Source organism: Stenotrophomonas sp. NPDC047960 (assembly GCF_043204395.1).
GTDB lineage: Bacteria > Pseudomonadota > Gammaproteobacteria > Xanthomonadales > Xanthomonadaceae > Stenotrophomonas.
Window position 1 is genome coordinate 301,678 of the sequence record NZ_JBIDBX010000002.1, and the last position, 26,236, is coordinate 327,913.

At 67.1% G+C, this 26,236-nt stretch carries 24 protein-coding genes; 4 read left to right on the top strand and 20 right to left on the bottom strand.

Features of this window, described 5'->3' with window-relative positions:
* Window positions 1-32 precede the first annotated feature (32 nt).
* Window positions 33-770, top strand: a complete 738-nt coding sequence (locus tag ACGFZ3_RS06950) for a pteridine reductase (protein WP_392918311.1) — start codon at window positions 33-35, stop codon at window positions 768-770.
* A 208-nt stretch (window positions 771-978) separates the two neighbouring features.
* Here ACGFZ3_RS06950 and folK read toward each other — a convergent pair whose 3' ends face one another.
* Window positions 979-1,461 (bottom strand): 2-amino-4-hydroxy-6-hydroxymethyldihydropteridine diphosphokinase, encoded by a 483-nt coding sequence (gene folK, locus ACGFZ3_RS06955; RefSeq protein ID WP_392918314.1) that lies wholly within the window; start codon window positions 1,459-1,461, stop codon window positions 979-981.
* Window positions 1,462-1,545: 84 nt separating this feature from the next.
* On the opposite strand from folK, the gene ACGFZ3_RS06960 reads away from it, so the two are divergent.
* Window positions 1,546-2,283: a 20S proteasome subunit A/B gene (locus tag ACGFZ3_RS06960; RefSeq protein ID WP_392918317.1), complete on the top strand. Its 738-nt coding sequence runs from the start codon at window positions 1,546-1,548 to the stop codon at window positions 2,281-2,283.
* Window positions 2,284-2,333: 50 nt separating this feature from the next.
* Here ACGFZ3_RS06960 and ACGFZ3_RS06965 read toward each other — a convergent pair whose 3' ends face one another.
* The 4 genes from ACGFZ3_RS06965 to ACGFZ3_RS06980 all read right to left on the bottom strand — a co-directional run bounded on the left by ACGFZ3_RS06965 (window position 2,334) and on the right by ACGFZ3_RS06980 (window position 6,682).
* Entirely contained in the window at window positions 2,334-3,854 is a 1,521-nt protein-coding gene (locus tag ACGFZ3_RS06965) for an ATP-binding protein (protein ID WP_392918320.1), read from the bottom strand.
* A gap of 3 nt (window positions 3,855-3,857) precedes the next feature.
* Window positions 3,858-4,298 (bottom strand): response regulator, encoded by a 441-nt coding sequence (locus ACGFZ3_RS06970; RefSeq protein WP_392918323.1) that lies wholly within the window; start codon window positions 4,296-4,298, stop codon window positions 3,858-3,860.
* On the bottom strand, window positions 4,295-6,115 hold the full coding sequence (locus ACGFZ3_RS06975; RefSeq protein WP_392918327.1) for an ATP-binding protein: 1,821 nt from the start codon (window positions 6,113-6,115) through the stop codon (window positions 4,295-4,297). Before ACGFZ3_RS06975 ends, ACGFZ3_RS06970 begins: the two co-directional genes overlap by 4 nt.
* A 189-nt stretch (window positions 6,116-6,304) precedes the next feature.
* Window positions 6,305-6,682, bottom strand: coding sequence for a BON domain-containing protein (locus tag ACGFZ3_RS06980; RefSeq protein ID WP_392918330.1), 378 nt, complete (start codon window positions 6,680-6,682; stop codon window positions 6,305-6,307).
* A 173-nt stretch (window positions 6,683-6,855) separates the two neighbouring features.
* Here ACGFZ3_RS06980 and ACGFZ3_RS06985 point away from each other — a divergent pair, with 173 nt between their 5' ends.
* Window positions 6,856-7,899 (top strand): oxidoreductase, encoded by a 1,044-nt coding sequence (locus tag ACGFZ3_RS06985; RefSeq protein WP_392918333.1) that lies wholly within the window; start codon window positions 6,856-6,858, stop codon window positions 7,897-7,899.
* A gap of 2 nt (window positions 7,900-7,901) precedes the next feature.
* Here the strand turns inward: ACGFZ3_RS06985 and gnd are convergent, their stop codons facing one another.
* The 8 genes from gnd to ACGFZ3_RS07025 all read right to left on the bottom strand — a co-directional run bounded on the left by gnd (window position 7,902) and on the right by ACGFZ3_RS07025 (window position 15,772).
* Window positions 7,902-8,807, bottom strand: a complete 906-nt coding sequence (gene gnd / locus ACGFZ3_RS06990; protein ID WP_392918336.1) for a phosphogluconate dehydrogenase (NAD(+)-dependent, decarboxylating) — start codon at window positions 8,805-8,807, stop codon at window positions 7,902-7,904.
* Window positions 8,808-8,810: 3 nt separating this feature from the next.
* Complete coding sequence (locus ACGFZ3_RS06995; protein WP_392918339.1) at window positions 8,811-10,097, bottom strand: hypothetical protein; 1,287 nt, start codon at window positions 10,095-10,097, stop codon at window positions 8,811-8,813.
* Between the two features lie 13 nt (window positions 10,098-10,110).
* Window positions 10,111-10,797: a DUF2242 domain-containing protein gene (locus tag ACGFZ3_RS07000; protein ID WP_392918342.1), complete on the bottom strand. Its 687-nt coding sequence runs from the start codon at window positions 10,795-10,797 to the stop codon at window positions 10,111-10,113.
* 220 nt (window positions 10,798-11,017) lie between these two features.
* A complete protein-coding gene (locus ACGFZ3_RS07005) occupies window positions 11,018-13,195 on the bottom strand; it encodes a carboxy terminal-processing peptidase (protein ID WP_392918345.1) in 2,178 nt (725 codons plus the stop codon).
* A 113-nt stretch (window positions 13,196-13,308) separates the two neighbouring features.
* A complete protein-coding gene (locus tag ACGFZ3_RS07010; RefSeq protein WP_392918349.1) occupies window positions 13,309-13,458 on the bottom strand; it encodes a hypothetical protein in 150 nt (49 codons plus the stop codon).
* Between the two features lie 311 nt (window positions 13,459-13,769).
* Entirely contained in the window at window positions 13,770-14,780 is a 1,011-nt protein-coding gene (gene lipA / locus ACGFZ3_RS07015) for a lipoyl synthase (RefSeq protein ID WP_392918353.1), read from the bottom strand.
* Between the two features lie 18 nt (window positions 14,781-14,798).
* A complete protein-coding gene (gene lipB / locus ACGFZ3_RS07020) occupies window positions 14,799-15,506 on the bottom strand; it encodes a lipoyl(octanoyl) transferase LipB (protein ID WP_392918356.1) in 708 nt (235 codons plus the stop codon).
* On the bottom strand, window positions 15,494-15,772 hold the full coding sequence (locus ACGFZ3_RS07025; RefSeq protein WP_392918359.1) for a DUF493 family protein: 279 nt from the start codon (window positions 15,770-15,772) through the stop codon (window positions 15,494-15,496). Before ACGFZ3_RS07025 ends, lipB begins: the two co-directional genes overlap by 13 nt.
* A gap of 192 nt (window positions 15,773-15,964) precedes the next feature.
* Here ACGFZ3_RS07025 and ACGFZ3_RS07030 point away from each other — a divergent pair, with 192 nt between their 5' ends.
* Window positions 15,965-17,026 (top strand): lipid A deacylase LpxR family protein, encoded by a 1,062-nt coding sequence (locus tag ACGFZ3_RS07030; RefSeq protein ID WP_392918362.1) that lies wholly within the window; start codon window positions 15,965-15,967, stop codon window positions 17,024-17,026.
* A 96-nt stretch (window positions 17,027-17,122) separates the two neighbouring features.
* Here the strand turns inward: ACGFZ3_RS07030 and ACGFZ3_RS07035 are convergent, their stop codons facing one another.
* From ACGFZ3_RS07035 to mreC, 7 genes are all read right to left on the bottom strand, one after another.
* Window positions 17,123-18,340, bottom strand: coding sequence for a D-alanyl-D-alanine carboxypeptidase family protein (locus ACGFZ3_RS07035; RefSeq protein ID WP_392918365.1), 1,218 nt, complete (start codon window positions 18,338-18,340; stop codon window positions 17,123-17,125).
* Window positions 18,341-18,437: 97 nt separating this feature from the next.
* Complete coding sequence (locus ACGFZ3_RS07040; protein WP_392918368.1) at window positions 18,438-19,682, bottom strand: septal ring lytic transglycosylase RlpA family protein; 1,245 nt, start codon at window positions 19,680-19,682, stop codon at window positions 18,438-18,440.
* Window positions 19,679-20,824, bottom strand: a complete 1,146-nt coding sequence (gene mltB / locus ACGFZ3_RS07045; RefSeq protein ID WP_392918371.1) for a lytic murein transglycosylase B — start codon at window positions 20,822-20,824, stop codon at window positions 19,679-19,681. The genes ACGFZ3_RS07040 and mltB overlap by 4 nt, the downstream gene beginning before the upstream one ends.
* Before the next feature lie 609 nt (window positions 20,825-21,433).
* Window positions 21,434-22,546, bottom strand: coding sequence for a rod shape-determining protein RodA (gene rodA, locus ACGFZ3_RS07050; protein ID WP_392918374.1), 1,113 nt, complete (start codon window positions 22,544-22,546; stop codon window positions 21,434-21,436).
* Entirely contained in the window at window positions 22,543-24,606 is a 2,064-nt protein-coding gene (mrdA, locus tag ACGFZ3_RS07055) for a penicillin-binding protein 2 (RefSeq protein ID WP_392918378.1), read from the bottom strand. Before mrdA ends, rodA begins: the two co-directional genes overlap by 4 nt.
* Before the next feature lies 1 nt (window position 24,607).
* A complete protein-coding gene (mreD, locus tag ACGFZ3_RS07060) occupies window positions 24,608-25,093 on the bottom strand; it encodes a rod shape-determining protein MreD (RefSeq protein ID WP_282247217.1) in 486 nt (161 codons plus the stop codon).
* Window positions 25,090-26,100 (bottom strand): rod shape-determining protein MreC, encoded by a 1,011-nt coding sequence (mreC, locus tag ACGFZ3_RS07065; RefSeq protein ID WP_392918382.1) that lies wholly within the window; start codon window positions 26,098-26,100, stop codon window positions 25,090-25,092. Before mreC ends, mreD begins: the two co-directional genes overlap by 4 nt.
* Between the last annotated feature and the right edge of the window lie 136 nt (window positions 26,101-26,236).

Here is a 26,236-nt window from a genome sequence, read left to right on the forward strand (position 1 = left end):
TGCACAGCATAGCCGAGCAGGAAGGAGCCCCGATGACCGCCACCACACCCGTCGTGCTGATCACCGGCAGTGCGCGCCGGATCGGCGCGGCCATTGCCCGCCAGTTCCATTCCTGTGGCTGGTCGGTGGTGCTGCACGCACACACCTCCACGGCCGAACTGCAGCAGATGGCCTTTGACCTGGACATGCTGCGTCCGGGCAGCGTGCTGGCCCTGCAGGCCGACCTGCGCGACGCCGACGCCCTGCCGGATCTGGTGGAACAGACCGTGGCCCAGTTCGGGCGGCTGGATGCGCTGGTCAACAATGCCTCCAACTTCTACCCCACCCTGCTTGGCCAGATCACCGCCGCGCAGTGGGACGACCTGTTCGCGGTGAATGCCCGTGCGCCGCTGCTGCTGGCGCAGGCCGCCGCCCCGCAGTTGCGCCGGCACCAGGGCTGCATCGTCAACCTCACCGACCTGCACGGCACCCAGCCGATGCGCGACCACCCGGTGTACGCCGCGGCCAAGGCGGCGCTGGAAATGATCACCCGCTCGCTGGCGCTGGAGCTGGCGCCGAAGGTGCGGGTCAATGCGGTGGCGCCGGGGGCGATCCTGTGGCCCGAACAGGGCAAGGACGATTTCGCCCAGCAGGCGCTGCTGGCGCGGACTCCGCTGGGCCGCACCGGAACGGTGGAGGAGATCGCCGAGGCGGTCTACTGGCTGGTCAGCGATGCCCCGTTCGTGACCGGGCACACGTTGCGGGTGGATGGCGGTCGGCAGTTGACCTGATTGCCGGCATCGTATCGACCAACGGTCGATACCTACCCGATCAACCGTATCGACCAACGGTCGATACCTACCCGATCAACCGTATCGACCAACGGTCGATACCTACCCGATCAACCGTATCGACCAACGGGTCGATACCTACCCGATCAACCGTATCGACCAACGGTCGATACCTACCCGATCACCGGTAGGTGACGACCGTTGGTCGTCACACCTCGACCACCTCGAATTCGTCGCCGAACTGCCGATGCGCCCGCCACAACGTGGCCAGGTCCAGGCCACTGACCGGGTCGATGAAGTCCGGCACGATATCGGCCAGCGGCTTGAGCACGAACGCGTGCTTCAGCTCCGGGCGCGGAATCCGCAGGTGCCCCGGTCCCTCCACGATCAGGTCGCCGTAGAACACCACGTCGATATCCAGCGTACGGTCGCTGAAACGCGGCCCGCTGCGGTCCCGCCCGTGCGCGTCCTCCAGCGCATGCAGCCACCGGTCCAGCTCCTCCAGCGGCTCATCGGTCTCGATCGCGACCGCATTGTTGAGGAAGGCCGGGCCGTCGAAGCCCACGGCGGCGGTGCGGTACGCCGGGGACACCCGGATATCGCCGAAACGCCCGCGCAGCGCGGCCACCGCAGCGTGAAGGTGCTGCTGCGGTTGCAGGTTGCTGCCCAGGCTGAGGAGCACAGTGGTCATGGTATTCAGCGTAGGTGAGGCGAATCCACGCAGGGCCAACAGGGGCTCCGCGTAGAATCGGGGTGCACATCATAGGACACCGACATGACCTATTGCGTCGGCATTGTGGTGGACGAGGGCCTGGTCTTCGCCGCCGATACCCGTACCAACGCGTCGCTGGACGACGTACGCGTGCACCGCAAGCTGCACGAATTCGAGTTTCCCGGCGAGGCCGCGTTCGTGATCATGGCCGCCGGCAACCTGGCCACCACCCAGCTGCTGATCTCCCGGCTGCACCGCGACATCGAGGAGCAGCGGCCGGAGAACCTGCGCGCCTACCGGCACCTGTTCGAGGTAGCCGAGTATGTGGGTCGGGTGCTCGTGGACAGCCAGGTCAAATGCAGCAGTCCCGAACACGGCCATGATGGGGTCAACACCCAGGCGACCCTGATCCTGGGTGGCCAGGTCGGCGGCGAACACCCGGGCATGTACATGATCTATCCACTGGGCAATGCGATTGCCGCCTCACCGGAAACGCCCTACCTCCAGATCGGTGAATCCAAGTACGGCAAGCCGATCCTGGACCGGATCATCCGCCCGCAGACCCGACTGGATGATGCGGCGCGCACGGCGATCGTGTCCCTGGATTCCACCATCCGTTCCAACCTTTCAGTGGGCCTGCCGATCGACCTGGTGCTGCTGCGCGCCGGTGACCTGCGCGTCAGCCACCGCATGCGCCTGGCCGGCGACAGCCCGCTGTATGCGGAGATCCATGGCAACTGGTCGCGCCGGCTGGAACACGCCGTGGCCAGCCTGCCCAGCTTCCCTTGGGAAGACGCGTAGACACCGCTCGTTGGTCGGCATTCCCCAGGGTCACGACCAACGGTCGTGACCTACCGCGTGAACGCCAGCGCCTCGGCCACCGAGCGGAACACCTGCTGCATTTCCAGCGGTTTGCGCAGCACGTGCACTTCGACACCGTCCGGGAAGGTTTCCAGCGGTACCGGAACCTCGGCGTCCTCCAGCACCAGCGCCGGGCCGCGATAGCCCAGCGCGGCCATCTCATCGAGCAGATGGCTGGCTGAAAGCAGCTTGGCCCCGGCATCGGCGATCACCAGTGCCGGCATCGCCTCCTGCTGCATCCAGCGCAGCGCAGCGCCGCCATCCGAGGCCAGCTGCAGGTGGTAGCCCTGGCTGGACAAGGCATTGCCCAGCAGCGACAGGCGGGTGGCTTCACCATCCACGACCAGGATTGACTGGCCCGCGCCTGCCGCTACCGGTTGTGCCTGCGGTTCAGCGTCTACCGTCTCCTGGTGCATTGGCAGCCGCAATTCGAAGCAGCTGCCCACACCCGGCGTACTTTCCACCCGGATGCTGCCCTGGGCGCCCTCGATGATGCGCTTGCAGGAAATCAGCCCGAGTCCCGTGCCATTGACCTTGGTGGTGAAGAACGGATTGAACAGGTGCGCCAGCACCTCGGCACTCATGCCCACGCCCTCGTCCGACACCGAGATGCGCAGCCAGTCCCGGCCGTCCGCATCCGGATCGGCCGCCGCGCGCAGGGTCAACCGGCCGCCATTGGGCATGGCCTGGATCGCGTTCAGCGCCAGGTTCAACAGCACCTGCTGCAGCTCGGTGTAGTTGGCATCCACGGCCAGGTCAGCGCCGTCCACGTCCAGGTGCAGGCTGACCCGCGCCGGCAGGGTGCTGCGCAACAGCAGCTCGATCGCTTCGAACAGGTGGGTGATCTGGATCCGCTCGCTCGGGCTGCGCGAGCCGCGCACGAACGACAGCATCGATTCGGCCATTTCATGCCCGCGTCGGCCACATTCGGCAATCACGTCGGCCAGGTGGTGGAGCTGCGGATCGTCGGTACGCGCCTTGAGCAGCTCGGGCATGATCAGCAGCGGCTGCAGGATGTTGCGCAGGTCGTGGCTGAGTCCAGCGGCCAGCAGCGACAGGCTTTCCAGCCGCTGCGCGCGCATCAGCTCCGCTTCCACCCGCTGGCGGTCGATGGTGCCGCGCGCCTCGCGCACGGCGCGCGCGACCGCCGAGGGCAGCCGCGCCGGCTGGTGCTTGATGATGTAATCGTTGGCGCCCTGGTGCAGGGCGGCCACCGCGTTCTCTTCGCCGATGGTGCCCGAGACGAAGATGAAGGGGACATCCGGGTGCCAGCCACGCACGATTTCCAATGCCTGGTTCCCCGAAAAACCCGGCATGGCCAGGTCGGAGAGGACGATGTCAGGCGCAAACCTCAGCAGCGCATCGCGCAGTTCGGCAGCGGTCTCGACCCGCTCGAAGCTGGCCTCGAGCCCGGCGTCGAGCATCTGCCCGCACATCAACTCGGCATCTTCGGGCGAATCCTCCACCAGCAGGATGCGCAGGTGTCCCAGCGGGGGGCCAGTGAGCGGCATGGGTTATTCGACCTCCGGGGCCTGGTTGATCACCGCCCAGAATTTTCCCAGCGTCTGCACGGCACCGAAGAACTGGTCCACGTCCACTGGCTTCACCACATAGGCATTGACACCCAGGTCCCAGCTGCGGGCCAGGTCGCTCTCTTCGCGCGAGGAGGACAGGATCACCACCGGCAGGCGCTTGAGCTCCTCGGCGCTGCGGATCTGTCGCAGCACCTCCAGCCCATCCATGCGCGGCATCTTGATATCCAGCAGCAGCACCGCAGGCAGGCCTTCGTCACGGTTGGCGAAGGCACCACGGCGCAGGAGGTAGTCCATCGCCTCGACGCCGTCCTCGACGTGGACGATGGGGTTGGCCAGGCGCGCTTCCTTCAGGGCGTCAATGGCCATTTCAGCATCGGCGGGGCTGTCCTCGGCAAGCAGGATGGTGCGAAGAGCGGTCATGCGACGGGGCCTTTGTTGAGTGCGTCGAGAGAGGAAGGCAGCAGGAAGTGGAACGCAGCACCCTGGTCCACCGCCGATTCGGCCCAGATGCGGCCACCGTGGCGGGCGAGCACGCGGCGAACGCTGGCCAGGCCGATGCCGGTACCGGGGTATTCGCTGGCCTTGTGCAGGCGCTGGAATACCCCGAACAACTTGTCGGCGTAGGCCATGTCGAAACCGGCACCATTGTCGCGCACGCTGAACAGGTGGCTGCCATCGGGCTGGCGCGCGTACGCCACCTCGATGCGCGCCGGTTCGGCGTGGGCCGAGTATTTCACGGCATTGCCGAGCAGGTTCAACCACAGCTGGCGCATCATGTTGTCGTCGGCGACCAGGACCGGCAGCGGCGCGATCTTCCATTCAATGCGCCGCGTCACCCCGGCCTGCTCGGCGTCACTCCGGGCGTTGGCGTCGAGCAGCGCGCGGGTATCCGCCACCAGCGACTGCATGTCCACCGCCTGCAGGCGCATCGCCGCACGGCCCAGCCGCGAATACACCAGCAGGTCGTCGATCAGTGCGGCCATGCGCCGCGCCGAGCCGGCAATCACGTCGAGGTAGTGGCGGGATCTTTCGTCCACACCCTCCCCCAGATGCCGCGCCAGCTTGTCCGAAAAACCGGCGACGTGGCGCAGCGGCGCGCGCAGGTCGTGCGACACCGAATAGCTGAAGGCTTCCAGCTCGCGATTGACCTCCGACACCTGTTCCACCTTGCCTTCGAGCTGGCGGTTCAGTTCCTCCACGCGTTGCTGTACGGCCCGCTGCACGGTCACGTCGGTGATCGTCATCAGCACCACTTCGTCGTCGCGATCCGGCAGGGGCATGCGCCTGGCGTTGATCAGCAGGATGCGTACCTGGCCATCATCGGTGCGCTGTTCGTGCTCGAAGTCCCATAGTTCACGGCCGCGCAGCAGCACGTCCATCAGCCGCTGGCGCACCGCCGGATCGCTCCAGGCGCCATCACCCAGCGTCTCCAGGGCACGCCCGTCGGTGACCGCGTCGTCATGCAGGCCATACAGCTCGGAGAACGCCGGGTTGTGCAGCTGGACCCTCAATTCGCGGTCAAGCAGCACAATCGGCTCCCGCACCGTATTGAGCACCGATGCCGCACGTGCCGAGGCACGCCGCGTGGCGCGTTCGGCGGTAGCGCGGTGCAGCATCTGCCGATGCAGGAGCCACAGCACCAGGCCCAGCAACAGCAACTGGACCACCAGCGCGGTCCACGAGACCAGCTCGCTCTGGCGCTGCTGCTGGGCGAACACCGCCGAACGCTGGGCCAGCAGTTCTTCCTCGCGGTCCTGCAGCTCCTCGATCAGACCACGGATCGGGTAGCGGGTGGTGAGGTCCCGCACCAGCTGGCGCTGGTCGTCGTCGGGGCTGGAACGCGCCAGCTCGGCGGCCAGCTCCATGCGCCGGTCGAGCAGTGACTGGATGCGGCCGATGCGCACCAGTTGTTCGGGATTGTCGCGGGTCAGCTCGGTCAGCCGCGCCAGCCGCGCCGGGATGTGGCGGGCCTGGTCAAGCCGCTCGCGCAGTCCTGGCGCGTCGATGCCCTTGGACAGGGTCAGTGCCGCCGATTCCACGTCGCGCACGTCGGCCTGCAACTGGTACACGGCAACGCCCACGTCCTGGGTGTGGGTGACCCAGCGCATCGCGTCGAGGTTCTCGTCGGACAGGCGGCGCAACGTCAGCCATGGCACCACGATGATGGCCACGGCCGCCAGGCCGAGGGCCGGCAACCGCCAGCGGTCCCAGAGTTCATCACTGAAAACCAGTGCCATAGACCCTCGTTGGCGTGCATGTTCCCCTTCCGCCGCCTGCGTCATCCATGACCAGCGACGATGCCGACAGCGGCGACCTCCTGAATATACTCCACACCAACGTGAATACGGGACGGGAGCGGACAGCACCGCCGGCCACGAAAAAGGGCGCGCCTGACGGCGCGCCCCGTGTTCATCTGGTGCAGCGGATCAGCGCTTGGCGGCGGCCGAAGCAACCATCAGCGCACTCGCGTCGACGCTCTTCACGCCCTTGATGGCCTTGGCCTTGGCAATGGCCTTGTCATGCTCGGCCTTGGAATCCACCGTGCCCGACAGCGAAACCACGCCGTTGACGGTCTCAACCTTTACTTCGGTACCGGACACGTTCTTGGTGGCGATCAGCTCGCTCTTGACCTTGGTGGTGATCCAGGTATCGGTCACCGGCTCGGACGAGTCGTGCATGTCCGCGTGGGTCATGGCGGCTTTGTCGGTGGTCTTCGGCGGGTCCTTGGCCATGGCCGCCGAGGTGCCCAGCAGCATGCCGAAAGCGAGCGAAGCAGCAAGCAGATTACGGGTAGTGTTGGTCATGTGCGGTGTCTCCCTGGTTAGTGGGTCCAGTGTCGGCGCCGGGGCGTGGACAACACGTCGCTGCAGGATCACGCTGCCGTGAACCGCTCAGGTTCATCCCGATGACGGTTCATGTTTCCGCACTGCATCATTTGCAATCATTCCTACCGTACGCAAACCTGGAAGCTGCAGACATGACCACGATCGCGCAGGTCGGCTTGATCGGATACGGACTGGCTGGAAGCGTTTTCCATGCACCGCTGATCCAGCACACGCCGGGTATTGCCCTGCACAGCATCGTCAGTTCGCAGCGCGAGCGGCTGCTGCGCAGCTTCACCGATGTGCACATCCATGCGGACGTGGCACCGCTGCTGGCGGACCCGGCAGTAGATGCCGTGGTGATTGCCACGCCCAATGCACAGCATGCACCGCTGGCCCTGGCGGCGTTGCGCGCGGGCAAGCACGTACTGGTCGACAAACCATTCGCCTTGAGCACGGCCGAAGCAGTGGCGGTGGTGGATGCGGCGCGCGACGCCGAACGCGTGGTGTGCGTGTTCCAGAACCGGCGCTACGACGCCGACTTCCTGAGCCTGCGCACTGTGCTGGCGTCCGGCACGCTGGGCCGCGTTGCCGAATGCCATTCGCACTTCGACCGCTTCCGCCCGCAGGTGCGCGATCGCTGGCGCGAGAGCGATGTGCCGGGCAGCGGATTGTGGATGGACCTGGGCCCGCACCTGCTGGACCAGATGCTGCAGCTGTTCGGCTGGCCCGAGGCGATCAGCGCCGACATCACCGCGCAGCGCGACGGCGCGCGCAGCGACGACTACTTCCACGCGGTGCTGCACTACCCGGCGATGCGCGCCATCGTGCATGCCGGTTCGCTGGTGGCCGCGTCGGCGCCACGGTTCGCCGTGCATGGCAGCGCCGGCAGTTATCTCAAGGAAGGCCTGGATGTGCAGGAAGACCAGCTGCGCCAGGGCATCGCCCCGGGCGCCCCGGGCTGGGGCCTGGACCCGCAGCATGGGCAACGGGTGCAGGTGGATGCCGAAGGAAAGGTCCATCGGCAGACCGTGGACAATGCCATTGGCGACTATCGCCGGTTCTACGCGGCGTTCCGCGATGCGATTCTCGGCGAAGGCGAAGCGCCAGTAAGCACCGGAGAAGCATTGCAACTGATGCGGCTGCTGGAGGCCGGCCGTGAAAGCGCCGACAGCGGCCGGCGCGTGGATCTTCGGTAAGGCTATTCCTTGACCATCGCGTGGCCGCCGAACTGGTTGCGCAGCGCGGAAAGCATGCGGTCGCTGAAGGAATTCTTTTCGCGTGAGCGCAGCCGCTCCAGCAGCGACAGGGTGATCACCGGGGCGGAGACATCCAGGTCGATCGCTTCGGCCACCGTCCAGCGGCCTTCGCCGGAATCGGGCACGAACGGCGCGATACCGTCCAGTTGCGGGTTGCGGGCCAAGGCGTCGGCACTCAGGTCCAGCAGCCAGGACCGCACCACGCTGCCGTGCTGCCAGGCCGCCGCGACCTGGCCCAGGTCGAGGTTGAACTCCGTCTTGCGCTGCATCAGCGCGAAGCCTTCGGCATAGGCCTGCATCATTCCGTACTCGATGCCGTTGTGGACCATCTTGCAGTAGTGGCCGGCCCCGCTTGGTCCCGCGTGGACCCAGCCGCGATCCTCGGCCGGGGCCAGGGTGCGGAAGATCGCACCGACGCGCTCGACGGCGGCCGCGTCGCCACCGATCATCAGGCTGTAGCCTTCCTGCAGGCCCCACACGCCGCCACTGGTGCCGCAGTCAAGGAAGGTCACGTCCTCCTCGAGCAGCTGCGTGGCGCGGCGCATGGAATCCTTGTAATACGAGTTGCCGCCGTCGATCACCACGTCACCTTCGGAAAGATGCGGCGACAGCGCGGCAAGGGTCTGGTCGACCACCTCGCCTGCCGGCACCATCAGCCACACCACGCGCGGTACCGACAGCTTCGCCAGCGCCTCGGCCGCCGTCGCGCTCACTTCGAAGCCGCGCCCGGCAGCGCTGGTGCGCGCCGCTTCACCGGGGTCCACGCCGATCACGCGGTGGCCGCCGCGATGCAGCCGTTCGGCCATGTTGGCGCCCATGCGCCCCAGTCCAATCATTGCAATTTCCATGACTCACCTTTGCTCGGGTTGCGAATAGGTTGACGCTGCCGTGCACTGCTGGAGCTGCGTCTGGATCCAGCGGTGGTACAGCGTGGTGTGCAGGTTGTGCAGGCCCAGCTCGAACGCGAACGGCGTACGCGGATTGCGGTCGAGCAGGCGTGCGATGTGATAGCCCACCGGACGTATACCGCGCGGGTGCACATAAATCACGAACTCCCGATAGAACGGATCGTCCAGCAGCGCGTCCAGTTCAGCCAGCAGCGGCTGCTGGTCGGCCGGCAACGCAGCGCGCAGCGCCGGGTCGCGCTCGGCCAGCAGCCGCTCGAAGCGACGCAGCCCAGGCCCCGGCATGCGCCCGGCCACCTCCCAGATCCGGCGGTTGATGCGGTCGTAGTAGGCAAAGCCCCCGTGGATGCGCAGCGCCTCGGCGGCCGCCGCGCCCACGTCGACGATGACGAAGTTCTCGGCCTGGTTGTTGATGTCATCCAGGTACACCGGATCGAACACGTGCTCGATGAAGCCCGGCGCCCCGACGAACGCCTGGCGCCCGCGCTGCGAGGTGCGCACCGCCTTGCCATCGGCGAAGAACCCGCCAGCATGGTGGCCGAGCAGGATGCTGTCGGTGTCGTGCAGGGTCAGGAAGGTGCCGATGGACAGTTCGCCGGGGGTAAACGCCTTATCGAACGCGGTATCGCCATAGAGCTCGCGCTGGGTGGCCAACTGCGCCACCTGCCGGCCTACCCCGCATTCGCTGCGCACCCGGCCCTCATAGAAGGCCTGCACGGCCGCGCTGTTGGATCCGTGTGGCTGGTAGCCGCGCCCCAGGCTGCGGAAGCCTTGCCAGCCCTGTGCACGTGCACCGGCCGGCCCAAAGCCGATCCAGCCAAGCTGCAGACCCGAAAAACGGTAACCGGGGTTGTCCTGCAGGCGGGTGGCGGCACGACGCGTGGCCTTGCCCAGTTCAAACGCATAGGCGCATACGGTCGCCGGATCGTCCAGCAGGGCGCGCAGGAAACGCTCGCGCTGTGGGCCGGGCCACGCACGCGGCAGCTGCACCTGCAGATCGCCGGCAGCCTGCGCCTCGCGCAGGTCGGCGCGCTCGCAGACGGGGCCACCGTGCACGCTGGGCGCGGCGATGTCAGCTTCCTGGAGCTGCCAACCAAGGCGTTCGACCAGCCGTTGCACGCAGGCGCCCGGCTCGGTGCGCCCTTCCGCGACCGCAAGCACGCCCATTGTCGCGGTCAGCAGTACGCCCACGGCGCGCAGTCTGCGCGAGGGATGACGGCCCCTGCCCGGCATGCTTCGCGCCCGCTCAGTGCACGGCGTCTGGCGTATCGCTGGCGGGCACCGGGGGCGGCGTGGGCGTGGCAGGCGGTGCCGGGACCGATGCAGGAACCGGCGCCTGCGCAGGCTCGGGAACCGGCGTCACCGGCGGCACGGGGGCCGGCGGAACCGTCGCGGGTGCCGGCTCGGGCGTGCTGGCCTTGGCCGCTGGCAGGTACTGCTGCAGGCGGGTGAAGAAACGGCGGTAGAAGTCGCCGTCCTGCACGGTGCTGCTGGCCACTTTCACCAGCGAATCGTCGTTGCTGCCGAACGGCAGCGACACCGACCCCAGCGCGCCCACGCCTACGCTGGCCGAGGTCGGGCTCTTCTTCAACGCATAGCGGTCCTGCACCGCACTGATGAACACCAGCGCCTCATCGCCGCGCGCGGCGCAGGAAATGCGCAGCACCAGCTGCTCATGCTCGTCTTCGCGCGGCTGGAAATTCTTGTTGCCTTCGACCGCGTCCGGATCGGCGCGGGCAATCGCGTAGCCCTGGCTCAGCAAGGTACGCCGGGCCGCCTCGCAGGCCTGCGCCGGGGTGCCCGGCACGGTGCGCGAGTACATGTCGCCGGAATCGAAGGATTCACGCAGCAGGGTGCTGTCGGCGGCACGGCCACCGCAGGCGCTGAGGGTCACGGCCAGGAGGCTGGCCGCCAGTGCATGGGAAGGCCGCATGGGCGCTCCTGCAGGAGGGGATCGCCTGAGCATAGGCCCGGCGGCGTATGCGTGGGGTCTAAACACGAAGGGCCGGCGTTTCCGCCGGCCCTTCGTTTTCCGTTGGTTCACGCGGTCACGACCAACGGTCGTGACCTACCGGCCCGGTGCGCCGACACCCGGTAGCGCACGACCGTTGGCCGATACCAGGTAGCGCACGACCGTTGGTCGTGCGCTCCCGTCAGTCAGCCCAGCGGCCGGCCGCGGTCGACTGCGGCAGCACCTGCGCCGACAACGGGCGGTCCTCCGCCAACAGGTTCACCGCGTCGGCCAGGATCGCGGCCGACTCGCGCAGCAGCGGGTCCGGACGCTTTTCGGCGGCCTTCTCGCGGGCGGCATCCTTGACGATGTCGCGCTCGTTGCCGGTCAGGCCATCGTCGTTGCTGTCATCGGCCAGCGGATCCAGGTCCAGGCCCAGCTCCTTGCGGGTTGCCTGACGCTGCTTGCGCTGGGTTTCCTGGCGCTCGCGCTCGGTGCGGCGCTCGGCCTCGTTGAGCGAGATGTACTTCTTGGCCGCTTCGGTGCGGAACTGCTCCACGTCCTCATTCCACCACTGGAATTCCTTGTCCGACGCGATGCGCGAGGCATGCAGGGTTTCCAGCTTGGGCAGCAGCGGGCCGAAGTTGCCGTACTGGGTGTGCGGCACGGCGGCGATGCGGGTCCACGGCAGCGCGTTGTCGTAGGTGCTTTCACCGTACTCGGTGGCGTCCACGCTGGCCGGGAAGGCCAGGTCCGGCACCACGCCCTTGTGCTGTGTGCTGCTGCCGCTGACGCGGAAGAACTGCGCGATGGTCAGCTTGACTTGGCCGAAGCGCTGGGCCTCACCGCTGGGCCAACGGTCCAGGTCGACGATGTTCTGCACGGTGCCCTTGCCAAAGGTCGTTTCACCGATCACCAGCCCACGGCCGTAATCCTGGATGGCGCCGGCGAAAATTTCCGAAGCCGAAGCCGAACCGCGGTTGATCAGCACGGCCAGCGGGCCGTCCCACGCCACTGCTTCGCTGCGATCGTTGTTGACCGTGACCCGGCCACCGGATTCGCGCACCTGTACCACCGGGCCCTGTTCGATGAACAGGCCGGTGAGCTCGATCGCCTCGTCCAGCGAACCGCCACCGTTATTGCGCAGGTCAAGGACCACGCCATCGAGCTTGTCGTTCTTGAAGCCAGCCAACAGCTTGGCCACATCACGCGTGGCCGAGGCGTAATCGGCCGCATTACGGCGGCGGCCTTCGAAGTCCTGGTAGAACGTGGGCAGCTTGATCACGCCGACCTTGCGCGCCGGTGCCCCATCCTTGGCCGGGATGGTCAGCGTTTCGCCCTTCGCTGCCTGCTCGGCCAGGCGCACCTTCTGCCGGGTCAGCACCAGCATGTGCGGCTTGCCGTCCACGCCTTCCTCGGCCGGAATGAATTCCAGCCGCACCTGCGTGTCCTTCTTGCCGCGGATCTTGGCTACCACGTCGTCGATACGCCAGCCGATCACATCCTCGACCGGACCCGACTTGCCCTGGCCCACCCCCACGATGCGATCACCCGGCTTGAGCGTGCCGTTCACGGCGGCCGGACCACCGGCGATGACCTCGCGGATCACCACCATGTCATCCTGGCGCTGCAGCTGCGCGCCGATCCCTTCCAGCGACAGCGACATGGCCTGGTTGAAATTCTCGGCCGTGCGCGGGGTGAAGTAATCGGTGTGCGGATCGACCGCGCTGGTATAGGCATTGAGGAAGAACTGGAACACGTCCTCCCCCTTCAGTTCGTTGACCGACTTCTCCAGCTGCGCGTAGCGCTTGTCCAGCGTCTTGCGGATCTCGGCCGGCTGCTTGCCGGCCAGCTTCAGGCGCAGCCAATCGTTCTTGACCGACTTGCGCCACAGGTCGTCGAGCTCGGCGCTGCTGGCCGCCCACGGCACGTCCTTGCGGTCGTACTCGAAGCGCTCATCGCTGCTGAAATCGAAATCCTGCTTGAGCAGCTTGCGCGCGTAACCCACGCGCTCGCCAACCCGCTGCTTGTACACCGCGAACACCTGGAACGCCGGCTCCAGCTCACCGCCGCGGATGGCCGACGAAATGTTCGACTCGAACGGTGCGAACTTGGTGATGTCGGCCTGGGTGAAGAACTGCTTGCTGCCGTCCAGCGATTCCAGGTAACGCTTGAACACGTCCTTGGAGGTCGCCGCATCCAGCGCGCGCGGCCGGTACGCATAGCGGCTGTCCGAGAGCAGCCCGTACACCAGCTTGGAGGTCGTCACCTGGTCGGCCGTGGCCGCCGACGGCAGCGCCGGCGAATCGGCATAGGCAGCCAGCGCCAGCGGCGCGGTCAGCGCCAGGGCCATCAGGAATGCGGGGGCTTTGAATTTCATCGACTTGCTCATGGCACCTTGCCAACGGGGAGACTGCGTGCGGATCAGACCACACGACAGTGCCGAAAGTTGCGGGGTTTGTCATCCACCGCGCCAGAACGCGGATTTCCAGCCTAAACGGCGGCCTGTATCAAATTGTGAATGACGCGGAATTGCCGCGTGGAAAGGGGTTTAGGGGCGAAACCGCGCGGCGGCCTGAACCATTCGGCGGTCGGCAGGCATTCAGGCGCCGGGAAGCCTTGACGGTCTTCGATCAGGTTCATCGCGAGCGTTCAGGGCCCCGCCGCGGCCGGCAGGCCCCTGTGCAAATGTCCCCCGGCGGTCGCCCTGCGGCGACGGCCTCCTCCTTTACTTTGCCAGGAGCCTGCCGGCCGCGACGGGGCAAGGCTTGCGGTTAGCGATGGAAAAGCAGAAGGCGGGGTGCAACGCCGGTGGGTCGAGTGCCGGGGCGGCATACCCTTGGAGGCGAAGTAAAGGAGGAGGTGTCGGCCTCTGGCCGACGCCGGGGGACATTCGCCGGAAAGGGTATGCCGCCCCGGCGCTCGATTCACCGGCAGCCGCGTCTGACGGAAGCTCAGGCGACGCCAGCGCCCTTGGCCTGCACATCCGCGTGGTACGAAGAACGCACCATCGGGCCGGAGGCCACGTGGCTGAAGCCCAGCTCGTAGCCGTAGACCTCCAGTTCCTTGTATTCCTCGGGCGTCCAGTAACGCAGCACCGGGTGGTGGTGCGCCGTCGGCTGCAGATACTGGCCGATGGTGATCATGTCCACGTCGTGGGCACGCAGGTCGCGCATGGTCGCCCGCACCTGGTCCATGTCCTCGCCCAGGCCCAGCATGATGCCGGACTTGGTCGCGATCGACGGGTGCTGTGCCTTGAAGTTCTTCAGCAGCGTCAGCGACCACTGGTAATCCGCGCCCGGGCGGACGTTGCGGTACAGGTCCGGCACGGTTTCGATGTTGTGGTTGAACACATCCGGCGGGTTGGTCGCCAGGATGTCCAGCGCCCGCTCCATGCGGCCCTTGCCGCGGAAGTCCGGGGTGAGCACCTCGATGCGCGTGTTCGGCGACCTGGCCCGGATCGCCCCGATGCAGTCGGCGAAGTGCTGGGCACCGCCGTCGCGCAGGTCGTCGCGGTCCACGCTGGTCACCACCACGTACTTCAGGCCCATGTCCGCCACGGTCTGCGCCAGGCTGGCCGGCTCATTCGCGTCCGGCGGCTTCGGTCGGCCGTGGGCCACGTCGCAGAACGAGCAGCGCCGCGTGCAGACCTCGCCGAGGATCATGAATGTCGCGGTGCCATGGCTGAAGCACTCATGGATGTTGGGGCAGCTGGCTTCTTCGCAGACCGTCACCAGGCGGTTCTCGCGCAGCTTGGCCTTCAGCGTCTGTACCGCGTTGCCCGATGGAATCCGGACCCGGATCCACGAGGGCTTGCGCAGCACCGGTGCGTCGGCGAACTGCACCGGCGAGCGGCCGATCTTGTCACCGCCCAGCTGTTTGACCCCGGCCTGCAACGGCGCGGCGGACGGCGTGTCGCCCTGCACGACCTGCAGGGGAATGATGCGAGCGGTGGTTTCAGTCATGGCCTTGGTCGGCGGCGCTCAGGCCGCGTCAGTCAGATCGGGCAGGTCCGTGGCAGGCTGGAGGTCCAACCCGAACTGGCGGGCCAGATGGCCCAGCAGTACCGGCTTGACGGCCGCCATGCCGGACGGTCCCCCCAAGTCTACCACCGAGGTTACCTGCAGCCCTTGGTAGCCACAGGGATTGATGCGGTGGAACGGCTCCAGGTCCATGGCCACATTGAAGGCCAGGCCATGGAACGTGCTGCCGCGGCGGACCCGGATGCCCAGCGCGGCCACCTTGGCCCCGCCCACGTACACCCCCGGCGCGCCATCCAGCCGTTCAGCGCCGATATTCCATTCATCCAGCGTATCGATGATCGCCTGCTCGATCCGGCACACGTAATCGCGCACCCCGATTCCCAGCCGGCGCAGCTGCAGCAGCGGATAGACCACGATCTGGCCCGGCCCGTGATAGGTCACCTGGCCACCACGGTCCACATGCAGCACCGGAATATCGCCCGGGGCCAGCACGTGTTCGTCCTTGCCGGCCTGGCCCAGAGTGAATACCGGGTCGTGCTCAACCACCCACAGCTCATCCAGGCTGTCGTCGTTGCGCGCATCCGTGAAACGCTGCATTGCATGCCAGACCGGCGCATAGGGCTGGCGCCCCAGGTCGCGCACGATGGCCGGCTGCGCCGGGCGCTGGCCCGGTGCAGCGTTCGAATCGCCGCCGGTTACAGCGTCCACTTCACTTCCGGATGGCTGCGCAGCGCCTCATGGGCCAGGTCCAGCTGTTCGCGGTTTTCGGCCTTGAAGACCAGCTTCACGGCAACGTATTTGCCATTGGACGAGGTCTTCCAGGTGATGCGCTCTTTGAGCACCTGGATACCCGCCACATGCAGCAGCTGCGGGAGTTCGTGCTCCAGACCGATGTTCGCAGCGCCCATCGCGCTGAGCTCGAATTGACCGGGGAACTGGAAGCCGTGTTCGGGATTGTCAGACTTGATTTCCATGCCCCCGATTATGGGGATGGAAACGCCTGAACCCAAGCGCTGCGCGATCGTGCCCACAGCTGCGCCGAACATTACGTGAAGATCGGTCTTCACGAACAAGACGCACCAGTGCGCGCGCGGCGCTGGTCAGGGCATCACGCCCTGAATACCCTGCTCCCGCTTAAAAATGAATAAACCATCAGCGGGGATCTTATGCTTCTGAAGCGATACGCGGTACCGGCCGCACTTGCCGGTGTTCTTGCAGCAGCCGCGCCTGCGGTACAGGCAGCCGAACAATGCGGGCCCGACGCCATGCGCGAGCACCCGCCGCAGGTCAACTTCCGCGTCGACAACGATCTCTTCGGCGGCGCGGACCAGGACCAGGGCTACACCAACGGGGCGCAGATCACCTTTGTTTCGCCCAATCTGGTTGATTACACCGACGATCCCTGCCTGCCTCGGCTTGCCCGCTGGGTGAACCGCCATCTCGAACGCCTCGCCCCCGGCGAGTTCGAACAGCAGAACATGATCTTCAGCTTCGCGCAGCAGATCTACACACCCAAGGACTTCACCCGCCGCGACGTGATCGAGGACGACCGGCCCTATGCCGGCGTGCTGATCGGCAGCTTCGGATACAACGCCCGAAGGGGCGACCGCCTGCAGACCACCCAGCTGGCGCTTGGCGTGGTCGGGCCGTGGGCACTGGGCAAGGAAGTGCAGGACGCGGTGCATGACGCGCTCGGCGATGAGAAATTCCAGGGCTGGGACAACCAGCTGCGCAACGAGCCGGTGTTCATGCTGACCCATGAGCGCATGCACCGCTGGGGCGATGCCGAGGACAACCTGGCCGGCTGGGGCTGGGATGCGATCAGCCACTACGGCGGCGCGGTCGGCAACCTCGCCACCCACCTTAACGCCGGTGGCGAAGTCCGCTTCGGCTGGAAGCTGCCGGATGATTTCGGCAGCACACCGCTGCGCCCGGCCGGCGAAAACACCGCGCCTACCCGCGGCGGCAAGCCCACGGGCTGGTCGTTCCACCTGTTCGCCACCACCGATGCGGCCTGGGTGATCCGGGACATCACCCTGGACGGCAACACCTTCCGCAACAGCCACAGCGTGGACAAGCGCAACTGGGTCGCCCAGGGCGGTTACGGCCTGGCGGTGATGTACAACCGCTGGAAGTTCGCCCTCGCCCGCTACCACAGCACCCGCGAGTTCGACCTGCAGGACCAGTCGCCGATCTACGGGTCCTTCACGATCAGCCGGTCGCTCTAAGCGACCGGCTGTAGGTACCGACCGTTGGTCGGTACACCGAAAAGAAAAAAGACCGGCATCCGCCGGTCTTTTTTTTGCCTCTTCCGTGGGAAACCGTTATTCCGATTCCCACCACATCCAGAAGCTGTCCCACAGGCGCTTGAAGAAGCCGGCTTCTTCCACGGCGGCCACCGCCACCAGCGGGGCCTGCGCCACCACCTTGCCGTCCAGGGTCACCTTCAGCGTGCCCACTGCCTGGCCCGCGGTAAACGGCGCTTCCAGGGTCTTGGGCACGTCGATGCTCGGCTTCAGATCGTTGTAACGACCGCGCGGCACGCTCACCAGCAGCGGCTGGGCCACGCCCAGCTGCAGCGTATCGGCCTTGCCCTTCCACACCTTGTGTTCGGCCACGGCCTTGCCCGGCTCGTACATGCGGTGCGTTTCGAAGAAGCGGAAGCCCCAGTTGAGCAGCGCCAGGCTGTCATCGGCGCGCTGCTTCTCCGACGCACCGCCCAGCACCACCGCGATCAGGCGCTGGTCGCCGCGCTGGGCCGAGCTCATCAGGCAGTAACCGGCTTCGGAGGTGTGCCCGGTCTTGATGCCGTCCACGCTCTGGTCGCGCCACAGCAGCAGGTTGCGGTTGGGCTGGGTGATATTGCCCACGGTGAATTCCTTCACCTTGTTGTACGCGTAGGTTTCCGGGTAGTCGCGCACGAACGCACGGCCCAGCAGCGCCAGGTCGTAGGCGGTGGTGCGGTGGCCTTCGGCGCTCAGGCCGTGGGCGTTGACGAAGTGCGAGTCCTTCATGCCGATCCTGGCGGCGTAGCTGTTCATCAGCGAGGCGAAGGCTTCTTCGCTGCCGGCCACGTGTTCGGCCAGCGCGATGGCGGCGTCGTTGCCCGACTGGATCGCCATGCCCTTTTCCATGTCTTCCAGACGCGCGGTCTGGTTGACCGGGAACCCGCTGTAGCTGCCGTCAGTGCCGGCGCCACCTTCGCGCCAGGCGCGCTCGCTCATCATCACCTGATCGTCGGTGCGGACTTTGCCGTTCTTCACTTCGGCGGCGACCACGTACGACGTCATCACCTTGGTGATGCTGGCCGGCGCCAGCGGTTCATGGACGTTCTCGCCGGCCAGCACCTGCCCGGTGGCGTAATCCATCAGGATCCAGGCCTTGGCCACGCTGGGCTTGGGCGCCGGCGGAGTGGCCACGGTGACGGGGGCGGCGGCGGCAGGAGCGGGTGCCGGGGCCGGCGTCGGCAAGGGGGTCTGGGCGGAGACCATGCCCACGAACAGGGTCGTGGCCATGGCAGCAGCGGCAAAGCGGAATTTCATCGGACAGCAAGCTCCAGAAGGGCGCCAAGGGGGTTACAGGGACGGCCATTGTAGGCCCACGGGGTGCCGGGACGCAGACGCGCCCGGGAGGACGCATTCACTCTTTCACGATCTGCGGCGACCCGAATCCCAGACCGACAATGCGGCCGGCGAGTTCCGAGGCGCTGGCATGGTCGGCCGCCGGCACACGCAGGCGCCACAGCGTACGGCCACCGCTGACGATGTCGCTGATGCTGGCGCCGACGATGCCGGCCGAGGACAGCTGGCCCAAGGCCTTGGTGGCGTTTTCGCGGCTGGCGAAGCTGGCCACCTGCAGCAGCACATTGCCCACCTGCTGCTGCAGCGAGGGGCGGGGTGCGGGCGGGACCGGCACGGCGGTGGGGCGCGCAGCGGCTATCCCGGGTGCGGCCGCTGGCAGTGTGCTCACCGCGACGGATCCCGAATCCAGCGTCGCCGCCTGGGTCGTTGCCGGCTGGGCAGCGCCCACCGGATGTGCGGCAGGGGCCGGCAATGCGCCAACCAGTCTGTCCATTTCGCTGGCGCGGCGTACCGCGGCCGGTGGCGTTGTGGCGGCCACGGTCGGGGCCGCTTCAGCCGTGCGCCGCTCACGGCGCGAAGGCTTGTCGGCCAGCAGGTTGTCTTCGCCCGGGGTCAGCGCGCGCACTTCCACGTTGCCGGTGCCGCGCTGGGTGATGCCCAGGCGCACGGCGGCGGCGTAGCTGAGATCGATCACCCGGCCATCATGGAACGGGCCGCGATCGTTGACGCGCACGATCACCGACTCACCGTTGTCCAGGTTGGTCACCCGCGCGAAGCTCGGCAGCGGCAGCGTCTTGTGCGCGGCGGTGAAGGCGTACATGTCATACACCTCGCGGTTGGAGGTGAGCCGCCCATGGAACTTGGCCCCGTAGTAGGACGCGGTGCCCTTCTCCGCGTAGCCTTTTGGCCGGTCCAGCACCTGATAGCTCTTGCCCAACACCACATAGGGCGATTTGTTGCCGATCGCCGAGCGCGGCAGGTCCACCACGTCCGGTTCCGGAATGCAGGCCACGTTGGGAATGTAGGTGGGCGTGCTGTCATTGACGCCCGGCTTGTACAGCCCGCCCGCGCGGTAATCACCCCGCGTACTGGGATCCTCGGCGGCGGCCTTGTACGGGGAGCCTTCAGGGCAGTGCGCCGGACGCCCACCCTTGCCCTTGCCCTGCCCCTGTACCAGCGTGCCGCCGGGCTTGCCGGTCGTGCCGCCGGCGGTGGCCGGTTTTTTGGGCGCGCTGCTGCAGGCCGCCAATGCCAGGATCAGCAGGCCGGGCAGCGTCCATCTGCAGCGTGCGCGTACGTTCATGCCGGCGGCAGCTCCTGGCCGGCGATTGCCTGTGACAACTGGTACACGGCCATCGCGTACATCTTGGACAGGTTGTAGCGCGTGATCGCGTAATAGTTCTGGAAGCCCAGCCAGTACTGCTTGCCCGTGCTGCCTTCCAGCGTGATCGGGGTGGCGGTCAGCCCGGCCGGTACCGCTGCGGTGGGCTGATAACCACGCTGGGCCAGATCAGGCAGGGTCCAGCTCGGGGTCCAGTCGGTGGGGTCAAACGGCGCGCGGCCGGAGGCAAGCGTGGCCGGCACCGCAACCGGGCCGCCGCGCACCCAGCCGCCCTTCTTGACGAAGTAATTGGCGATCGACGAGAACACATCGTCGTAGCTGGTGAACAGGTCGCGGCGACCATCGCCGTTGCCGTCCACGGCGAAGTCCAGGTAGCTGGACGGCATGAACTGGCCCATGCCCATCGCGCCGGCATAGCTGCCCTTGATGGACAGGATGTCGAGCTTCTCGTCGCGGCTCAGCGCGAACAGGCGCGCCAGCTCATCGCGGAAGAACAGCTCGCGGCGCACTTCGCGTTCCAGCTTGGCCGGGTCGCCACTGCGCGGGTAGTTGAAGGCCAGCGTATACAGCGCATCGAGCACGCGGTAGCTGCCGGTGTTGGCGCCGTAACTGGTTTCAACGCCGATGATTGCCACGATCACTTCGGCCGGGACGCCGGTGCGCTCCTGCACGCGCATCAGTTCATCACGGTGCTGGGCAAGGAATTTCCTGCCGCCCTCGATCCGCGCCTGGCTGATGAACATCGGCCGGTATTCGTTCCACGGCTTGACCCGTTCAGCCGGGCGCGACATGGCGGCAATGATCGGATCACGCACCTGCGCCTGGGCCAGCGTGGCCTCGATCTGTCCAGCGGGGATGCCGTAGCGCGCGGCGGTCTCGCGCACGAAATTGGCGCGTGCCACTTCAAACGGTACCGGGGTCAGGTCGACCGGCGGCGCGGCGGCGGCGGCGCTTTCCGGCGCCGCTTCGGCGGGCCCCTTGTGGGCAACCCCCGGCTTGTTGGGCGCACCCGACGCCTGTGGCGGCGGTGACGGGGAGTGCGGCTGGGTCGCGCAGGCAACCAAACCGAGCGTAAGCATGCAAGCCAAGGTGCGTCGAATCATCGCCGCAGGTTAGCAGGTCAAAGATGAAATAAAACCCCTAACACCATGAATCCCAACGATTTGCCTGAAGTACGGCGAGTTCGTTAAGACCACGTGTAAACCTAACGTGCCCGGGGCGGATGCCCGGCGGTTCCGGATCGGGTGGCCAGGAAGGAAGAATGCCCGGACCTAATCTGCCGAAGGCGGATAAGGTCGTCCGGTTGCGCCCCCATCCCCATGGGCGCAACCGGGCTACCGACCCGGTCGATACTGGCACGGCGCGCTACTCCCCAGCGCAACGCCGCACCCCCTGTACCCGTTAGGTCAACTACGTCCCGCAGTGCCTGGCGCGTCGCTTGGCTCGATGCGCAGCTGCTTGCGGGCCGCCATTGTGCAGGCCGATTGCGACAAGTCCATTGATCGTAATCAAGCGCATTCATATTTGTGCGCTTCATCCCACTTTCTTGACGGCAACTTGACGCTTACTGCAGCCTGAGTGCCGGTTTCGGCATATCCATCACACTGCAATAACGAATCTGCGCAGAATTGCGCCGCTCAGCCGCCGAAGTTTTGACTAGACATATCCGTTTTCCCGGCCGCGCGACAGAATGCCGCCAGGGGGAGCCCCGCTCAGCTATAGCCGCCGTGCACCGGGTTGTGGCTTCGTGCGGCCATGACCAACCCGAATCCGGCCAGCAGCGAGACCGCCGACGTGCCGCCGTAGCTGATCAGCGGCATCGGCACGCCCACCACGGGCAGCAGGCCCGAGATCATCCCGCCGTTGACCAGTACGTAGACGAAGAAGGCCAGGCCGGTGGCGCCGGCCAACAGCCGCGAGTAGGAATCGCGCGACTGTGAGGCGATCCAGAGGCAGCGCCCGATCACCACCAGATACAGGAACAGCACCAGCGCCACGCCAATCCAGCCGAATTCCTCGCTGAGCACGGAAAAGGCGAAGTCGGTGGTCTGTTCGGGAATGAAATTCAGGTGCGACTGCGAACCCTGCCCCCAGCCCTTGCCGTCGAAACCACCGGAACCGATGGCGATCTTGGACTGGATGATGTTCCAGCCGGCGCCCAGCGCGTCCATTTCCGGGTCCAGGAACATCATGATGCGATCCTTCTGGTAAGGCCGCAGCAGCCAGATCCAGGCAACCGGGGCCGCCGCAGCAACACCGCCCACCGCCACGCCCACCCACCACCACGGCAGTCCGGCCAGCAGCAGCACGAACGCGCCGCTGGCGGCGATCAGCACGCCGGTACCGAAGTCCGGTTGCAGCATCACCAGCCCGGTCGGCACCCCGATGATCACCGCGCTGACCATCACCGTGGAGAAGCGCGGCGGCAGCGGCATGCGGTGCAGGTACCACGCCACCATCATCGGCAGGCTCACCTTGAGCAGCTCGGCCGGCTGCAGGTAGAACAGCTTCAGATCCAGCCACTGCCGGCCGTACTTGCCGGTGCCGAGCACGAACACGGCCAGCAGCGGGATCATGGATATTGCGTAGATCAGCGGAGTGGCCGAGCGGATGCGCAGGATCGGCATCCGCGAAATCGCCCACATCGCGCCCAGGCCAACCACGAAGCGCGCGCCCTGGGCGAACACCAGGCCATCCCCGCCGGCGCTCTTGAGTACGGCCAGGCCGATCAGCATCAGCGCGCCCAGTGCCAGGCACAGGACCCAGTCCAGGGTGCTGCAGAAGCGCACGACCATGTCGCGTGCCCAGCGCAGAAAGTCCTTCATCGCGTGCGCTCCGGCGGGGCGGGTGGCTGGGCGGCGGGCACCAGGGGCGTACCGGGCATGGGGACAGGCACGGGGGCGGGTTCGGGCAGGCCCACCAGCACCGGCAACGACTCCAGCGCAGCGGCAGCGGCGTCGCCGGCCTCGCGCGCGGCGCTGTCGCCCTCAACGGCGGTGATGCCGATCGCGGTGGTGCCGCGCAGGCTGTCCAGCGGCTCCATGCCCTCGGGCATCTTGCCCAGCAGCCAGGCATCGAACAGCTTGCGCGCGATCGGCGCCGCCGCCGAGCCACCGTAGCCACCGCCTTCGACGGCAATGGCCAGCACGATCACCGGGTTTTCGGCCGGGGCAAAGCCCACGAACAGCGAGCGGTGACGCAGGTGCATCGGCAGGCTCTTGGGGTTCACCGCCGCGGTGCCGCGCCGGCTGATCACCTGGGCGGTGCCGGTCTTGCCGGCGATGGTGTACGGCGCGCCGGCCGCCGCCCGCGCGCCACTGCCGCCCGGGCGCATGGTGCCCATCATGCCTTCGCGCACGGCCTGCAGGTTGCCGGGACTGGGGCTCACCGGCTTGCTCTTGCCGACAGGGGTGGACACCCAATCCGCGTCGAAGCTCTCGCGCTGCTGCATCACCAGATGCGGAGTGCGCAGCTGGCCATCGGCAATGCCGCCCACCCCATGCACCAGCTGCAGCGGGGTGACCTTCCAGTCGCCCTGGCCGATGCTGACATTGACCGTGTCCCCGGGATACCAGCGTTCCTTGCGTGATTTGTACTTGTTCTGCGGCGACGGCAGGATGCCGCCGATCTCGCCGGTGAGGTCGATGCCGGTCGGCTCGCCGAAGCCGTAGTAACCCATGTAGTGGTCGAAGCGTTCGATGCCCAGGTCCAGCGCCAGCTTGTAGTAATACGTGTTGACCGATTGGGTGATCGACTTGCGCAGGTCGGTCCAGCCGTGGCCGCCGCGGTTGGCATCGCCCCAGCCACGCGAGGTGCCGGGCAGGTAGAACATGCCGGTGGAGAGAACCTTGTCCTCGGGCTTGCGTACGCCGCTGTCCAGCCCGGCCAGGCCGATCAGCGGCTTGATGGTCGAGCCGGGCGCTACGCCACCCAGCACCAGGCGGTTGAACTGCGGCCGCGAGGGGTTGTCGTTGAGTGCCTTGAAGTCGGCATGCGAGATGCCGTTGACAAACAGGTTCGGGTCGTAAGAGGGCAGGCTGACCATGGCCAGGATCTCGCCCGTGCGCGGATCCATCGCCACGGCGGCGCCGTCGAAATCGCCGAAGGCCGCCACCATGGCCCGCTGCAGGTCGGCATCGATGGACAGGCGCAGGTCGTTGCCCGATTGCGCCGCGACCCGGCCGATGGTGCGGATGGCCCGGCCCTGCACGTTGGTTTCGACCTGTTCGTAACCGACCTTGCCGCGCAGCTGCTGCTCGTAATAGCGCTCCAGCCCGGACTTGCCGATGTGGGTCAGCGCAGCATTGCCCTCGCCCAGCGTCTCCAGGTCTTTGTCGTCGACCCGGCCGACGTAACCGATGATGTGCGCGAAGAGGTCGCCATAGGGGTAGCGACGGGTCAGGTAGGGTTCCAGCTCCACCCCGGGATAGCGCCAGCGGTCCACCGCGAAACGCGCCATCTCCTCATCGGTGACCCGCAGCTTGAGCGTTACCGGCAGGAAGCTGCGGCGGGCCTTGCGCGACTTGTTGAAGGTTTCCAGGTCTTCCGGCGTGATCGTGAGGATCTTCGCCAACCCCGCCAGGGTGGCATCCATGTCCTTGACCTTGTCCGGGGTGATGTCCAGCCGGAAGGCGGGCACGTTCTCGGCCAGCAGGCGTCCGTTGCGGTCGTAGATCATGCCGCGCCCGGGCACCACCGGCCGCGGTTTGATGCGGTTGGCTTCAGAACGGGTGGCGTAGATGTCGTGGTCCAGCACCTGCAGCTTGAAGTACCAGCCGCCCAGCCCGACCAGGCAGACCAGCACGCCAAGGAAGCCCAGCGCGGCACGGCGCCGGAACTGCTCGGCTTCGGCGCGCGGATTCTTGGCCTGGCGGCGCACGTACATGTCAGCGCCCGCGACGTCCGAAACGGACTGCGTCGAGCAGCACGAACACCAGCGGCCACAGGCCCATGCCCAGAAGCGGCGCCCACCAGTACGACCATGGCAGGGTCGGCTCGCCCACGGCGATGTGGACCACGGCACTGACGATGCGGTCGTTGAACAGCAGGCCGCCGATCGCCAGCACCTGCTGGGACATCGGGAAGAAGCGGATGCGCGCACGGAAGCGCTGCAGGATGAAGGTGAGCATCACCAACCGCAGCGCCTGTTCGCCGAGCACGCCGCCGTAGAGCAGGTCGGCGATCACGCCGCAGCTGAAGGCCACGCCCAGACCGACCCGGTCCGGTGCCTCGATGACCCAGTACGCCAGCACCAGCGCCAGCCAGTACGGACGCAGCGGCTGCAGCAGCGCCGGCAACGGCAGCAGGCCCAGCAGGAGCGCCAGCACGATGCTGACCGGGAGCACCCAGGGTTTGTCGCGCAGGCGGCTCATGGGGTCGGCCCCGTTGACAATGGCGGCACCAATGTCGCCGGCGAGGAGCCCCCTTGTTGTCCAAGGGGGCGCGCCGAAGGCGCGGGGACAAGGGGGGATGCCCCCCCGGCAGCCGGATTGGTCGCAGACGAATCCGGCTGAAGCAGTTCGCGTGCCACAGGCACGCGGATTGCTGCCCCCGGTCTCAAAAGCAGTACGTCGCGGCCGCGGTCGAGCTGGGCGGCGGGCTTGAGTTCGCCGACCAGGAAGGCGTGGGTGTCGTCCGGGCGCAGGGCGGTGATCTTTCCGACCGGGAAACCGGCCGGGAAACGGCCGCCGAGGCCGGAGGTGACGATCTCGTCGCCTACTTCCACCCCGGCACTGAGCGGAATGTCGCGCAGTTCCAGGGTATCACCGCGGCCGTACACGATCAGGCGCACGCCATTGCGGGCCACGGTGACCGGCACCGCGTGGTCCGGGTCAGTGAGCAGCAGCACGGTGGCTGTGCTGCCGGTGGTGGCGATCACCTGCCCCATCAGGCCACCGGCATCGATCACCGCCTGCCCGGTGTGCACGCCATCGCGGGTGCCGGCAGCCAGCACCAGGCGCTGCCGGACCGGGTCCAGGTCGATGTCCAGGATCGGGGCCAACTGCACGTCCAGTCCGCTGCGCTCGGCCACGTTCAGCAGCTCGCGCAGCTGCGCGTTGTCCAGCGCGGCGGTCTGCAGGCGGGTAAGGCGTGCATTGGCGATCAGCAGCTGGTTGCGCAGCTCGCGGTTTTCAGCCACCAGCTGGCCGTGGCTGGCAGCGTTGTCCTTGACCTGCGTGCCCAGCCGGCCCGGCAGTCCGGCCAGTGCCCATACCGGCTGCACCAGCACGTTGGCCTGGGCGCGTGCGCGCGCCAGCCAGCCGGCCTGGTCGTCGAGCACGATCAGGGTGATGGCCAGGGCCAGATAGGCAAGCAGCCGCAGGGGGCTGCTGGCATCACCCTGGCGGGAGGCTACGGGAGGACCGGCGTAGGGCGGCACGACTGGCTTCGACTGGACAAGGTGGAAAGGGAGCGCGGTGCCGCCATGTTCGGCGGCACCAGGATGCAACAACGCCCCGGCGCTGCGATGCCCGGCGTGGCGGGCACGCAGCGGGCATCACGCCGCAGGGGCGCGT

Coding starts and splice junctions, on each gene's coding strand:
- ACGFZ3_RS06950 (WP_392918311.1), top strand. CDS start 33: ATGACCGCCACCACACCCGTCGTGCTGATCACCGGCAGTGCGCGCCGG.
- folK (WP_392918314.1), bottom strand. CDS start 1,461: ATGACCACTGTGCTCCTCAGCCTGGGCAGCAACCTGCAACCGCAGCAG.
- ACGFZ3_RS06960 (WP_392918317.1), top strand. CDS start 1,546: ATGACCTATTGCGTCGGCATTGTGGTGGACGAGGGCCTGGTCTTCGCC.
- ACGFZ3_RS06965 (WP_392918320.1), bottom strand. CDS start 3,854: ATGCCGCTCACTGGCCCCCCGCTGGGACACCTGCGCATCCTGCTGGTG.
- ACGFZ3_RS06970 (WP_392918323.1), bottom strand. CDS start 4,298: ATGACCGCTCTTCGCACCATCCTGCTTGCCGAGGACAGCCCCGCCGAT.
- ACGFZ3_RS06975 (WP_392918327.1), bottom strand. CDS start 6,115: ATGGCACTGGTTTTCAGTGATGAACTCTGGGACCGCTGGCGGTTGCCG.
- ACGFZ3_RS06980 (WP_392918330.1), bottom strand. CDS start 6,682: ATGACCAACACTACCCGTAATCTGCTTGCTGCTTCGCTCGCTTTCGGC.
- ACGFZ3_RS06985 (WP_392918333.1), top strand. CDS start 6,856: ATGACCACGATCGCGCAGGTCGGCTTGATCGGATACGGACTGGCTGGA.
- gnd (WP_392918336.1), bottom strand. CDS start 8,807: ATGGAAATTGCAATGATTGGACTGGGGCGCATGGGCGCCAACATGGCC.
- ACGFZ3_RS06995 (WP_392918339.1), bottom strand. CDS start 10,097: ATGCCGGGCAGGGGCCGTCATCCCTCGCGCAGACTGCGCGCCGTGGGC.
- ACGFZ3_RS07000 (WP_392918342.1), bottom strand. CDS start 10,797: ATGCGGCCTTCCCATGCACTGGCGGCCAGCCTCCTGGCCGTGACCCTC.
- ACGFZ3_RS07005 (WP_392918345.1), bottom strand. CDS start 13,195: ATGAAATTCAAAGCCCCCGCATTCCTGATGGCCCTGGCGCTGACCGCG.
- ACGFZ3_RS07010 (WP_392918349.1), bottom strand. CDS start 13,458: ATGAACCTGATCGAAGACCGTCAAGGCTTCCCGGCGCCTGAATGCCTG.
- lipA (WP_392918353.1), bottom strand. CDS start 14,780: ATGACTGAAACCACCGCTCGCATCATTCCCCTGCAGGTCGTGCAGGGC.
- ACGFZ3_RS07025 (WP_392918359.1), bottom strand. CDS start 15,772: ATGGAAATCAAGTCTGACAATCCCGAACACGGCTTCCAGTTCCCCGGT.
- ACGFZ3_RS07030 (WP_392918362.1), top strand. CDS start 15,965: ATGCTTCTGAAGCGATACGCGGTACCGGCCGCACTTGCCGGTGTTCTT.
- ACGFZ3_RS07035 (WP_392918365.1), bottom strand. CDS start 18,340: ATGAAATTCCGCTTTGCCGCTGCTGCCATGGCCACGACCCTGTTCGTG.
- ACGFZ3_RS07040 (WP_392918368.1), bottom strand. CDS start 19,682: ATGAACGTACGCGCACGCTGCAGATGGACGCTGCCCGGCCTGCTGATC.
- mltB (WP_392918371.1), bottom strand. CDS start 20,824: ATGATTCGACGCACCTTGGCTTGCATGCTTACGCTCGGTTTGGTTGCC.
- rodA (WP_392918374.1), bottom strand. CDS start 22,546: ATGAAGGACTTTCTGCGCTGGGCACGCGACATGGTCGTGCGCTTCTGC.
- mrdA (WP_392918378.1), bottom strand. CDS start 24,606: ATGTACGTGCGCCGCCAGGCCAAGAATCCGCGCGCCGAAGCCGAGCAG.
- mreD (WP_282247217.1), bottom strand. CDS start 25,093: ATGAGCCGCCTGCGCGACAAACCCTGGGTGCTCCCGGTCAGCATCGTG.